7 protein-coding genes and 2 pseudogenes are annotated in these 12,586 nt (G+C 68.3%); 8 read left to right on the top strand and 1 reads right to left on the bottom strand.

The genetic code is table 11. The features are described 5' to 3' along the window. Positions 1-111 precede the first annotated feature (111 nt). The 3 genes from CN538_RS19060 to CN538_RS19050 are packed head-to-tail and all read left to right on the top strand — an operon-like array spanning position 112 to position 1,989. The gene (locus CN538_RS19060) at positions 112-1,239 is read left to right on the top strand and encodes a ribonuclease D (RefSeq protein ID WP_106420445.1); all 1,128 of its coding nucleotides are present in this window, start codon (positions 112-114) and stop codon (positions 1,237-1,239) included. After that, positions 1,236-1,547, top strand: coding sequence for a YcgL domain-containing protein (locus tag CN538_RS19055; RefSeq protein WP_106420444.1), 312 nt, complete (start codon positions 1,236-1,238; stop codon positions 1,545-1,547). Before CN538_RS19060 ends, CN538_RS19055 begins: the two co-directional genes overlap by 4 nt. After that, the gene (locus CN538_RS19050) at positions 1,540-1,989 is read left to right on the top strand and encodes a YcgN family cysteine cluster protein (RefSeq protein WP_106420443.1); all 450 of its coding nucleotides are present in this window, start codon (positions 1,540-1,542) and stop codon (positions 1,987-1,989) included. The genes CN538_RS19055 and CN538_RS19050 overlap by 8 nt, the downstream gene beginning before the upstream one ends. 89 nt (positions 1,990-2,078) lie before the next feature. Here CN538_RS19050 and CN538_RS19045 read toward each other — a convergent pair. Next, positions 2,079-4,154 (bottom strand): annotated as a pseudogene (locus CN538_RS19045) (S9 family peptidase); the annotation flags it as partial. Positions 4,155-4,313: 159 nt separating this feature from the next. Between CN538_RS19045 and CN538_RS19040 the strand changes: the two are divergent. The 5 genes and pseudogenes from CN538_RS19040 to CN538_RS25710 all read left to right on the top strand — a co-directional run bounded on the left by CN538_RS19040 (position 4,314) and on the right by CN538_RS25710 (position 12,540). Next, positions 4,314-4,787: a hypothetical protein gene (locus CN538_RS19040; protein ID WP_207233763.1), complete on the top strand. Its 474-nt coding sequence runs from the start codon at positions 4,314-4,316 to the stop codon at positions 4,785-4,787. Positions 4,788-4,908: 121 nt separating this feature from the next. Then, the gene (locus tag CN538_RS19035; protein WP_106420442.1) at positions 4,909-6,705 is read left to right on the top strand and encodes a VWA domain-containing protein; all 1,797 of its coding nucleotides are present in this window, start codon (positions 4,909-4,911) and stop codon (positions 6,703-6,705) included. A gap of 85 nt (positions 6,706-6,790) precedes the next feature. Then, on the top strand, positions 6,791-8,473 hold the full coding sequence (locus tag CN538_RS19030) for an AMP-binding protein (protein ID WP_106420441.1): 1,683 nt from the start codon (positions 6,791-6,793) through the stop codon (positions 8,471-8,473). After that, positions 8,436-11,330 (top strand): annotated as a pseudogene (gene hrpA, locus CN538_RS19025) (ATP-dependent RNA helicase HrpA); the annotation flags it as partial. The gene CN538_RS19030 and the pseudogene hrpA, both read left to right, overlap by 38 nt. Before the next feature lie 106 nt (positions 11,331-11,436). After that, positions 11,437-12,540 (top strand): DUF3418 domain-containing protein, encoded by a 1,104-nt coding sequence (locus tag CN538_RS25710; protein ID WP_340638193.1) that lies wholly within the window; start codon positions 11,437-11,439, stop codon positions 12,538-12,540. The last annotated feature ends 46 nt before the right edge of the window (positions 12,541-12,586 follow it).

Here is a 12,586-nt window from a genome sequence, read left to right as displayed (position 1 = left end):
TGCCACCATGAGCGTGGCGGGGTTTCGCGTCACGCCTTAACTTGCACTATCCAGCGTCTTCCCACGTGACGCGGCTGCGGCCGTGACGCGCTCAACCATGAAAGAGTTCGAATGACTGTCGACACGCCCATTGAATGGATCGATACGCCGGCGGGCCTCGCTGCCGCCTGTGCCGCTCTGGCCGACGCCGAAGTGCTGGCGCTGGATACGGAGTTCTTCCGCGAGACCAGCTTCTATCCGGTGCCGGCGCTGGTCCAGCTCAGCGCCGGCGAGCGTATCTATCTCATCGACCCCCAGGCGGTGACGGCGGATACGGCGCTGCGTGCGCTGCTTGCCGGCGGTGCGCCCAAGCTGATCCATGCCTGCAGCGAGGATCTCGAGGTGCTCGCGCTGTGGGCCGGGGTCGAGATCGCGCCGCTGATCGACACCCAGGTGGCCGAGTCGCTGCTGGGCGAGTCGGCGGCGATCGGCTATCGCGGGCTGGTACAGGCGCGCTGTGGGGTCGATCTGCCCAAGGAGGAGACCCGCTCCAACTGGCTCGAGCGCCCGCTGAGTGCGGCGCAGCTCGACTATGCGGCGCTCGACGTCTATTTCTTGCCCGAGATCTGGGCGCAGCAGCGCCAGGCACTGGAAGCACAGGGGCGGCTTGCGTGGCTGGACGAAGAGTGTGCCGCGCTCGGTGCCGGGCGCGACGTCAACGCCGGCGAGCGTTGGTATCTGCGCCAGCGTCAGCTATGGCGGCTGACCCCGCGTCAGGTCGAGGCCTACCGCCTGATGACTCGCTGGCGCGAGGCCGAGGTGCGTCGTCGCGATACCCCGCGCGGCTGGCTGGCCAAGGATGGGCTGCTGTTGGCTGTCGCCGAGGCGATGCCCACCAACCGTTTCGAGCTGGCCGCGGTCGACGGCGTGACGCCGGCGCTGGTCAAGCGCGAAGGCGATGCGCTGCTGGACCTGGTCAAGCAGGCGCAGCACGCCGACGAGGCGAGGCTGCCGACACCGCCGCCGGTGCCTACTGCGCCGGCTTTCAAGCGGCGCATGAAAGCGCTCAAGGGCGTGGTCAGCGAGCGCGCCACAGCGCTGGGGCTGGCGCCGGAGCGGCTCTCCAATCGCGCTGAGATGGAGACGATCGCGGCGGCGCACCTCGGTGGGCTGCCGCTGCCGCTGCCCGGCGGCTGGCGTGGCGACTGTCTGGCGGCGCCGTGGCGCGCTGCGCTGGACGCGCTCGAGGGGGCGACATGAGCGCCGGCGAGCAGCGCCTGCTGTGCGAGGTGGTCAAGAGCCCGCGCCTCGATGAAATGTATCTCTACCTCGACAAGGCGCGGGGCATGGCGGCAGTGCCGCAGGCGCTGCGCGAGCGCTTCGGCCGCCCGATTCCGGTGATGACGCTGCTGCTACGTGCCGAGCGGCCGCTGGCCCGGGTCGATGTCCATCAGGTGATGGCGGCGATCCGCGTTCAGGGCTTCTATCTGCAGATGCCGCCGGCCAAGGAGGGCTATCTGCTCGATCTGTTCACCCCGCGCGACACGGACGATACGCCCCATGCGTGAGCGATTCTGGGAGCGGTTCACGCTCGAGGAGCTGACCCCGCAGGAGTGGGAGGCGCTGTGCGACGGCTGCGGCAAGTGCTGCCTGGTCAAGATGGAGCACCCGGAGAGCGGCGACGTGGCCACGCTCAACGTCGCCTGCCGTCTGCTCGATATCGACAGCTGCCGTTGTGGCGACTATGCCCACCGCTTCGAGCGGGTGCCGGAGTGCACCCAACTGAGTCTGGCCAATCTCGACGAGTTTCACTGGCTGCCGCACAGCTGCGCTTATCGCCGCCTGTCCGAGGGGCGCAAGCTGGCCAGTTGGCATCCGCTGCGCAGCGGCGACGATCGGCGCATGCACGCCCGTGGCATGAGCGTGCGCCACTTCGCTGTGAGTGAGCGCGAGGTCGACGAGGCGGACTACGAAGCGCACATCATCGATATCATACCGCTACGCGACTGACCCCCCCTCAGCATCTCTGTCTACCCTGCGAACCCAAGGGTCATCGCCTCCTGCTGCGGCCGGCCCGTGGGGCCGGCCGTATTCGCATTTCACTCGGCTTCCTGCTGCGGCTCACCCGGTGACACCTGCGGCTCTGCGACGCCCAGGGCCCACAGCAGGAAGGCGTCCTGGCGTGCATTGTCGCGCCACGCCTTGAAACGTCCGGAGGCGCCGCCGTGGCCGGCGGCCATGTCGGTTCGCAGCAGCACCGGGCCGCGCGCGCTGTCGAGTTCGGTCATGCGCGCATAGAGCTTGGCTGGTTCCCAGTAGGGCACCCGTGAGTCGTGCCAACTGCCCTGCAGCAGGACGCTGGGGTAGGGCTGCGGGGTCAGGTTGTCCAGCGGCGAGTAGTCGCGAATGCGCCGGCGTACGGCGGGCTCGTCGGGGTTGCCCCACTCGGTGTACTCCGCCGTGGTCAACGGCAGGTCGGGATTCTCCATGGTGCGCAGCACGTCGACGAAGGGCACATCGAGCACCGCAGCGCAGAACGCGGTGGGCTCCAGGTTGAGACTGGCCCCGACCAGCAGGCCGCCGGCGCTGGCGCCGTAAGCGGCGATGCGCTCGGGGGCGGCGAGGCCCGCATCGACCAGAGCGTGGCGTGCGGCGAGGAAGTCGCGGAAACTGTTCTCCTTGTGCTCCAGCTTGCCGGCCAGATACCACGGCTCGCCGCGGTCGCCGCCACCGCGCACGTGGGCCACGGCGAAGGCGACCCCGCGCGCGAGCAACTCGAGCCGAGCTACCGAGAACCAGGGGTCGAGTACCTCACCATAGGCGCCGTAGCCGTAGAGCAGGGTCGGCATCGGGGCCTGCCCCAGGAGGTCGGCGCGGGCGACCACCGAAACCGGAATGCGCTCGCCGTCGTGGCCCGTCGCCCACAGGCGGCGGCAGGTCAACTGTGCCGGCTGGAGGTCGCCGTGCAGGGTCTGGCTCTTGAGCAGGCGCTGCTCGCCGCTGTCGAGATCGTGCTCGACCCAGCGCACGGGCAGTGTGAACGACTCCTCGCGCAGGCGCAGGCGGCGAGCGTGGAAGTCCGGCGTGTCGCCCAGCGCCAGGCTGCACGGCGCCTCCGGCAGCGGCAGGCGATAGCCGGGCACGCCCGCGGCATCGCTGGCGTCAGCCCCCGGCGCGAGCTCGATCGCGCGCAGATAGACCTGCGCCTCGTGGTGGTCGCGTTCGGTGAGCATCAGGCCCCAGGCGAAGGCGTCGACGCCCTCGAGAGTGACATCCTCGCGATGCCCCACCAGCGGCTGCCACTGGTCGGGTGCGGACACCGGGGCGGTGTCGAGGCGGAAGTGGGCGGCATCGCGATTGTGCAGCACATAGAAGGTGTCGCCGCGATGGTCGATGCCGTACTCGATGCCGCTCTCCCGTGGGCGCACGCAGCGCGGCGCGCGCTCGGGCTCGGCGGCAGGAATCAGATGGCACTCGGCGGTATCCTTGGAGGCGGTCTCGATCACCAGCCACTGGCGCGAGCGGGTCTTGCCCACGCCGACCCAAAACTCGACGTCCGGTTCCTCGAACAGTTTGGCGCAGCGGTCGCTCTCCATGCACAGCCGCCACACGCTGGCGGGGCGTTGGGTGGCGTCGTAGCGGGTGAAGAGCAGGGTGCGGTTATCCTCCGCCCACAAAAGCTCCGGACCCAGACGCCGGCGCAGCCGGCGCGGCTCACCATCCGGCAGGCGCTTGAGATAGAGGTCGAAGAACTCGTTGCCGCTGACGTCTTCGGTCCAGGCCAGCCAGCCCTCGTCGGGAGAGAGCGCCATGTCGCCAAGCTCTAGGAAGTCGTGGTCGGCGGCTCGTGCCTGCAGATCGAGGATCAGTTCGGGGGCCAGGTCACTCTGGCACGCCTGACGCCACCAGCGCGGATAGTCGGCGTCGGCGGCCGTCTCGCTCCAGTAGCGGTAGTGGTCGAGCGTGGTCGGCAGCCCGGTGACGGCAAGTTCGCGACGCGCCAGATGGCCGTCGTAGAGCGCATCCTCGAGCGGCTTCAGCGGCGCGAAGAAGCGATCGCTCTGGCGATTGGCGGCGCGCAGGAAAGTCTTCACCTGAGGGTCGTCGCGCGATTCCAGCCAGTGCCAGGCGGGATCGTCGTCGCGGCGGAAGTGGCTGACGGGGGAGGGCTCGGGGGCTGGACGCGGGGCATAGGCTACAGGCTGCTCGGGTGGGTAGTTCGCATGGCGAGGACGCCGCCGCGACCCGACCCTCTGGCACGGACCCCGGTCGGCTGTGCTTTCCAGGCGGGAAGTGTACCATGTCCCAAACCGTTCGAATCGAGAGTCGTCATCATGCTGTTTTCCGATTCCCTGCCGCAGCTGTGGCTGAGCTACGCCGCCCTCTCCTGTGTGGTCCTGGTCACCGGCTATCTGGGGGTGAGACTGTTGCCGCTGTTGCCGCGTCTGGTGCTGGTCGGCGTGGTCGCCGGGGCGCTGTGGATGGTCGCCCCCTTCACGCTGCCGCTGCTGCAGCCGGGTGAGACCTACTCCGGCCTTGCCCCGGCCATCGTGGTGATGGCGGTGGGCGTGCTGCAACACGACGGCGGCCAGGTCTTCGGTGCGTTGCCGCTGCTGCTGCTGGGCGCAGCAGTGGGTGCCGGGGTCGGCTTGCTGGCGTGGCGCCAACTGCGCCACCGTGGCGGTGACGACGACCGCACCGGCGGCCGTGGCGGCAGACGGCAGTCGGGTGCCGCCCGTGCTGCCGCTGTGAAAAAGACGGGTGAGCGCGGCAAGGGCGGCGGTCGCCGCGAACCGATGGTCGGCTGACTCGGTCCCCGCCCGCTGGGCTTCAGCAGGCGGCCGGAGCGGAGTCGCGCCGGACGCTTTTTTTGGACAAGGCTTTGCGCGTACTCCACGCCGGAGCCGGGTGGCGATAAGGAAGCGCAGCATGCGTGCGTTGAGGGTATGGCTGGTGTGTCTGCTCGGTTTGCTGCCGGGCTGGGTACTGGCGCAGACGGCGCCGGACGTCAGGATCGTGGTCGATGTCTCCGGCAGCATGAAGCAGAACGATCCCGGCAACCTGCGGGCCAACGCACTGGATCTTGCCGCCATCCTGCTGCCGCGGGAGGCGCGCGGTTCCATCTGGACCTTCGGTACCACCGTGGCCAACCCGGTTCCCGATGCCGGGGTCGACGATGCCTGGCGTCAGCGGGTGAGCCAGCTGATGCCGCAGCTCACCGACTACCAGCAGTTCACCGATATCGAGCGGGCCCTGACCCGCGCCGCCGCCGCGCCGCCCCAGGGGCCCAATCGCCATCTGATCCTGCTCACCGACGGCATGATCGACCTGCCCGCCACCGGCGGCGACAAGCGACAGCAGGACGCGGCCTCGCGGCAGCGGGTCATCACCGAGCTGGCGCCCAAGCTGGCGGCAGAGGGGGTGACCGTCCATCTGATCGCGCTGTCGCGCAACGTCGACCTGCCGCTGCTCGAGCAGGTGGCGCAGACCACCGGCGGGCTGGCGGCGGTGGCCGACACGCCGGACCAACTGCTGCGCGCCTTCCTCGACGTGCTCGACCGTATCCTGCCGGGAGATCAGGTGCCCATCGACGCGCAGCAGCGTTTCACCATCGATGACGATATTCAGGCCTTCAACGCGCTGCTGTTCCACGCGCCGGAGGCCGGCTCGCCGGTACTGATCGGCCCTGACGGCCAGCGCTATTCCCGCGACGACCATCCCGGTCGAGTCGAGTGGCAGAGCAGCGACCGCTACGATCTGATCAAGGTGCCCGGGCCGATGGCCGGCGAGTGGCGGATCGAGGGCGCCATCGGTGACGATAGTCGGGTCGGCATTCAGGCCGATATCGCGCTGCGCAGCACCGCGCTGCCGGCGACCCTCTACAGTGGCTTCACCACGCCGCTGGATGTATGGCTGGAAGCCCAGAGTCAGCGTCTGGAGGGCGATGCGCTACCGGCCGGGCTCAAGGTGCGCGCCGAGCTGCGTGACCTCGATGGCAATCTGCTGGCGCAGACGACGCTATCGCCCCAGGCGGGTCACTTCCGCGGTGAGCTGCCCGGCGCAGAGCAGCTGGGCAACGCGCGCCTGGTGATCACCGCGCGCAGCGATCGCCTGATTCGCCAACGGGTGCAGGCGGTCAACGTGGTCGCGGCACTCAGCGCCGAGCTGAGCCAGGACGGCTCACGCATCGTGATCCGCGCCAATCATCCCGATCTCAATGCCGACAATACCCGGCTCAGCGCCGAGCTCACCGGCAGCCCGCTGACGGTCCAGCGCCTCGATGCGCGCACCTGGGCGATCGAAGTGCCGCGCACCGACCCCGACGCCTCGCTGCCGGTGACCATCTCCGCCGAGGCCGACCTCGATGGCCGTACCTGGCACTTCGACCTGCCCATCGTGCGTTTGAACCCCGATGCCGCGGTGGGGCTCACCGGCGCCGATCTGTCACGTGCGGTCAAGAGCCAGCAGCGGGAGCAGGACGATAGCCTGGGCAGTGGCAGCGACGACAGCTTCACCGACGGGCTGTCGGCGTCGCAGATGGCCGATGCGGCCGTGGCCAAGGCGCGCGAAGGCTGGCAGGTCGCGCGCCCCTATGTCGAGACCTATGCCCAGCGGCCGGTCACCTGGATCGTGATCGCGCTGCTGGTGTTGCTGCTGCTGCTCGAACGCTGGCGCCGCGTCGCTAGCCGGCGGCGCCGGGCGCGGCGCTCGGAGCCCTCCCTGTAAAGGCGCGGTTACCACCTTGGTGGCAGCGCCGGGGCGCGGGGAACCTGATATAAGGGAGTTATTCAAGCCTAATCAAGGAGATCCCATGGGTGACAGCGCGAACGCTTACGTCGAGTCCGGAGTGCCCCTGACGGGTCTCGAGGCTTTTCATTCGATCAACGACATCATCGCCGATGCCTGCCGTCGCTATGCCGACAAGCCGGCTTTCACCTGTATGGGCAAGACCCTGAGCTATGCCGAGATCGATCGCCTCGCCGATCGCTTCGCTGCCTGGCTGCAGACTCACACCGATCTCGAGCCGGGTGATCGTATCGCCATCCAATTGCCCAATGTGCTGCAGTTTCCGGTGGCGGTATTCGGCGCGTTGCGCGCCGGCCTGGTGATCGTCAACACCAATCCGCTCTACACCGAGCGCGAGATGCGGCATCAGTTCCGTGACGCCGGGGCCAAGGCGATCGTGGTGCTGGCCAACATGGCCCAGAAGCTCGAGAACGTGCTCGACCAGACCGAGATCCGCCATGTGGTGGTCACCGAGATGGGCGACCTACACGACTGGCCCAAGCGTTCGCTGATCAATTTCGTGGTGCGCCGGGTCAAGAAGATGGTGCCCGCCTACTCTCTGCCCCAGGCAGTCGCTTTTCGGCGTACCCTGTCCGGTGGCGAGCATGCGGCCAGGGTCGCCTCGGGGCAGGACGATGAGATCGCCGTGCTGCAGTACACCGGCGGCACCACCGGGGTGGCCAAGGGCGCGATGCTGACGCACCGCAACCTGATCGCCAACATGCTGCAGACCCAGCAACTGCTCGGCGATACCCTGGAGAACGGCCGCGAGACGATCATTGCGCCGCTGCCGTGCTATCACATTTACACCTTCACCGTGAACTGCCTGTATGCGATGACCACCGGCCAGCACAACGTGCTGATTCCCAACCCGCGTGACATCGCCGGCTTCGTCAAGACGCTCTCCCAGACACCGTTCAGCGTCTTCGTCGGGCTCAACACGTTGTTCAATGCCCTGTGCCAGCGCGACGACTTCAAGGCGCTCGACTTCTCGCGGCTCAAGTTCACCATCTCCGGCGGCATGGCGCTGACCCAGGCCGCGGCCAAGCGCTGGCAGGAAGTGACCGGCAACGGCATCGTCGAGGGCTACGGCTTGACCGAGACCTCGCCGATCGCCCTGGTCAATCCGCCCGATGCGCCGCAGATCGGCACTATCGGCCGGCCGGTGGCGGGCACTGAGGTGCGGGTGGTCGATGACGAAGGTCGCGCGCTGCCACCGGGGGAGAGTGGCGAGTTGTGCATCAAGGGGCCGCAGGTGATGAAGGGCTACTGGAATCGCCCGGAAGATACCGCCAAGACGCTCAGCGACGATGGCTGGCTGCGTACCGGCGACATGGCGGTGGTGCAGGAGGATGGCTACGTCAAGATCGTCGACCGCAAGAAGGACATGATTCTGGTCTCGGGGTTCAACGTCTATCCCAATGAGATCGAGGAGGTGGTCGTGGGGCATCCGGACGTGCTCGAGGCCGCGGCGGTGGGGATACCCGACGAGGAGAGCGGCGAGGCGATCAAACTGTTCGTGGTGGCGCGCAACGAGGGGCTCGACCCCCAGGCGCTGCGTCAGTGGTGCAAGAAGGAACTGACCGGCTACAAGGTGCCCAAGTTCGTCGAGCTGCGCGACGAGCTGCCCAAGAGCAACGTCGGCAAGGTACTGCGGCGCGAGCTGCGCGATGGCCATCAGGCTGCCGATAGCGGGGCCTCGACGTGAGTTAGGGCGGTTTCGGCGCTACAATGGTGGGTTCGCCGTGGTCTCCCGGCGACTTCACCGGACTGTCGATGTCGAGGATCTCTTGAGCGCCACCGCTGCCAACGCTTCCCAAGCTCTGACTCAATTGCAGGCACGGCTCGACGCCTGCCTGCTGCGCGATGCCCATGCCCTGCGCGGACGCCTGGTGCGGCTCGAACGGCGCGCCCGCGAGGGCAAGCCGATCGACCGCTCGCTGAGCGAGATCGAGGCCCGCATCGACGCCTCTCAGGCGCAGGCCGAGCGCCGACGTCGAGAGCGCGTCACCCTCGACTATCCGGAGTCGCTGCCGGTGGCTGCGCGGCGCGAGACGATCCTCGAGGCGCTGCGCGAGCATCAGGTGGTGGTGGTGGCCGGCGAGACCGGCTCGGGCAAGACCACTCAGCTGCCCAAGCTGTGTCTCGAGCTGGGCCTGGGCCGGCGCGGTATGATCGGGCATACCCAGCCGCGGCGGCTGGCGGCGCGCTCGGTGGCTACCCGGCTGGCGGAGGAGCTCGAGGTGCCGTTGGGCGAGCAGGTCGGTTATCAGGTGCGCTTCACCGACCAGAGCGGTGACGCCACTCTGGTCAAGCTGATGACCGACGGCATTCTGCTGGCCGAGACCCAGCATGACCCGGACCTGCTGCGCTATGACGCGATCATCATCGACGAGGCTCACGAGCGCAGCCTCAACATCGACTTCCTGCTCGGCTATCTCAAGCGCCTCAGCGCGCGCCGGCCCGATCTCAAGATCATCATCACTTCCGCCACCATCGACGTCGACCGGCTATCGCGCCACTTCGCCCGCGAGGTCGAAGGCGAGACGCGCCCGGCGCCGGTGGTCGAGGTTTCCGGGCGTGCCTACCCGGTAGAGGTGCGCTACCGCCCACTGGTGCGAGAAGCCCGCGACGAGGAGGATCTGACGCTGCAGGAGGGCATCGTAGCGGCGGTCGAGGAGATCGAGCAGATCGAGCGCGACAAGCGCTGGTACTCGGGGCCACGCGATATCCTGATCTTTCTGCCCGGTGAGCGCGAGATCCGCGAGACCGCCGATCTGCTGCGCCGGCTCGAGCTCAAGAGCACCGAGATCCTGCCGCTCTACGCGCGGCTCTCCAACGCCGAGCAGAACCGTGTCTTCCAGAGCCATGCCGGGCGCCGCATCGTGCTGTCGACCAACGTCGCCGAGACCTCGTTGACGGTACCGGGTATCCGCTATGTGATCGATCCGGGGCTGGTGCGTATGAGCCGTTACAGCTTCCGGGCCAAGGTGCAGCGGCTGCCGATCGAGCCGGTGAGTCAGGCCAGCGCCAATCAGCGCAAGGGGCGCTGCGGACGCGTTGCCGATGGCGTTTGCATCCGTCTCTACAGCGAGGAGGATTTCCTCTCTCGGCCCGAGTTCACCGAGCCCGAGATCCAGCGCACCAATCTGGCGGCGGTGATCCTGTCGATGCTCTCGCTCAAGCTCGGCGAGGTGCTCGACTTTCCCTTCGTCGACGCCCCCGATCCGCGGGTGGTCAAGGATGGCTACCGCCTGCTGTTCGAACTCGGCGCGGTGGACGGCGGCGAGCGTCTGAGCGACATCGGGCGACGCCTGTCGCGGCTGCCGATCGACCCGCGGCTGGGGCGTATGGTGCTGGCCGGCGAGCAGTTCGGCTGTCTGCGCGAGGCGCTGATCGTGGTCAGCGCACTGGCCACCCAGGACCCGCGTGAGCGCCCGGCCGAGAAGCGTCAGGCCGCCGACCAGAAGCACCGCCAGTGGGATGACCCCGATTCGGACTTCGTCGCCTGGCTCAATCTGTGGCAGGGCTTCGAAGCGGCCCGCGACGAGCTTTCCGGCAGCCAGCTGCGGCGCTGGTGCCGTGACCAGTACCTGAGCTATCTGCGCCTGCGCGAGTGGCACGATACCTATCGTCAGCTGCGCCAGCTGGTGCGTGAGATGAAGCTCGAACCGAGCAGTGCCATGCAGCCCGGCGAGGGCGAGGAGGGCGCACCTAGGGTGGACGCGCCGCGCCTGCACCAGGCGCTGCTCGCCGGGCTGCTGTCGCACCTCGGGCAGTTGCAGCCGGAGAGCCGCGAATTTCTCGGCGCGCGTAATCGCAAATTCATGCTCCATCCCGCCTCGGGGTTGGCCAAGAAGCCGCCCAAGTGGGTAATGGCTGGTGAGCTGGTCGAGACCAGTCGACTGTTCGCCCGCGATTGTGCGCGTATCAAGCCGGAGTGGATCGAGCCCCAGGCGGGGCATCTGGTCAAGCGTGCCTACAGCGACCCGCACTGGGAGCGCAAGCGCGCCCAGGTGGTGGCGCTGGAGCAGGTCACTCTGTTCGGGCTGCCGATCGTCAGCGGCCGGCGCGTCGACTACGCCAAGGTGGCGCCGGCGGAGGCGCGCGAGCTGTTCATTCGGCGCGCACTGGTCGAAGGCGATTACGAGACCCGCGCGGCGTTCTTCGCCCACAACCGCGCGATGGTGGCGGAGGTCGAGGAGCTGGAGGATCGCGCGCGCAAGCGAGATATCCTGGTCGACGAAGAAACGCTGTTCACGTTCTACGACGAGCGGATCCCTGCCGAGGTCGCCAGCGGGCGCGACTTCGAAGCCTGGCGCAAGCGCGCCGAGCGCGAGACCCCCGAGCTGCTGAAACTCGACAAGGCCGCGCTGATGGCGCGCGAGGCCGATGACGTCAGCGTCGAGCAGTATCCCGATGAGCTGGTGTTCAACGGCGTGCGCTATCCGCTCAGCTTATCACTTCGCCCCGGGGGCGAGTGACGACGGTGTGACCTCACGGTGCCCGCGGTGATGCTGGCCCAGCTGCCGGAGGGGCGGCTGTCGTGGCTGGTGCCGGGGCTGTTGCGCGACAAGTGCATCGCGCTGCTCAAGGCGCTACCCAAGCCGCTGCGGCGCCAGGTGGGCCGATACCCGACTGGTCGATGCGGCGTTGCGACGCTGACCCCCGATGCGGCCCAGTGGAGGTCGCGCTGGGCGAGTTCCTGCGGATCAAGACCGGGTACGCCTGGAGCCCTCGGCATGGCGGCTCGATCAGCTCGAACCGCATCTGGTGATGAATCTGCGGGTGGTCGACCACGAGGGCCAGGTGCTGGGCGAGGGGCGCGATTTGGCCGCTCTGCGCGAGCGCTTCGGTGACGCTGCGGCGGCCGGGGCACGTGCCATGGCGCAGCAGCAGGAGGCCCCCAGCGAGACCCTGGAGGATCTGCCGCAGACGCCGCTGCCCGACTCCAGTACCAGCCGCCAGGCGGGTATCCAGGTCGAGGTCTATCCGGCCCTGGTGCCGGCCGGTGACGCGCTCCAGATCGCCTGGTTCGACCACGCCGAGCGCGCCGCCGCGGCGCACCGGGATGGCGTGGTGGCGCTGGCGCGCCGCCGCCTTCCGGAGCTTCTGCGCTACCTGCAGCGGGAGCTGCCTCAGCTCAAGGCGTGTGCGCTGCTGTTCACCAAGGTGGGCACGCGTGAGCAGCTGACCCAGGACGTGATCGATGCGGTACTGGCGCAGACCGTCGCTGCCGACCCGCTGCCGCGCTCGAGCGCAGCTTTCGATGCGCGCCTCGAGCAGTGGCGGGGCGATCTGGTGGGCTACGCCGAGCGGCTGCTCGACGACCTGCACAAGGCGCTGGAGGGGCACCTGGCGGTGACCAAGCAGCTCAAGGGTAACGTCAGTTTTGCTCTGGCCCTGAGCTACAGTGACCTCAAAGCGCAGATGCAGCGGCTGGTCTATCCGGGCTTCGTGCGCGATGCTGGGCCCTGGCTCGAACACTATCCGCGCTATATGCAGGCCGCCGAGATCCGGCTGGAGAAGGCGCCGCGTGACCGCCGTCGCGATCAGCTGGCGATGCAGCAGGTGCAAGAGTGGGAGAGTCGGCTCGATGCCCGCCGTCAGGCCGCTGAGCGCGAGGGCGTCGTACCCGCCGAGCTGATCGAGTTCGGCTGGTGGCTGCAGGAGTTTCGGGTGTCGCTATTCGCCCAGCAGTTGGGGACGCTCGAGAGTGTCTCGGAGAAGCGCCTGGCGCGGCGCTGGCGCGAGATCACCGGGCAGGCGGTATGAGGCCGCTGCATCCGAGCACTGGCCTCCGGCGTAGCATGCCTTGCAG

Origin of the sequence: Salinicola tamaricis (assembly GCF_003006155.1) — a bacterium.
Classification (GTDB): Bacteria; Pseudomonadota; Gammaproteobacteria; order Pseudomonadales; family Halomonadaceae; genus Salinicola; species Salinicola tamaricis.
This window is presented reverse-complemented; position numbering and strand designations above follow the sequence as displayed.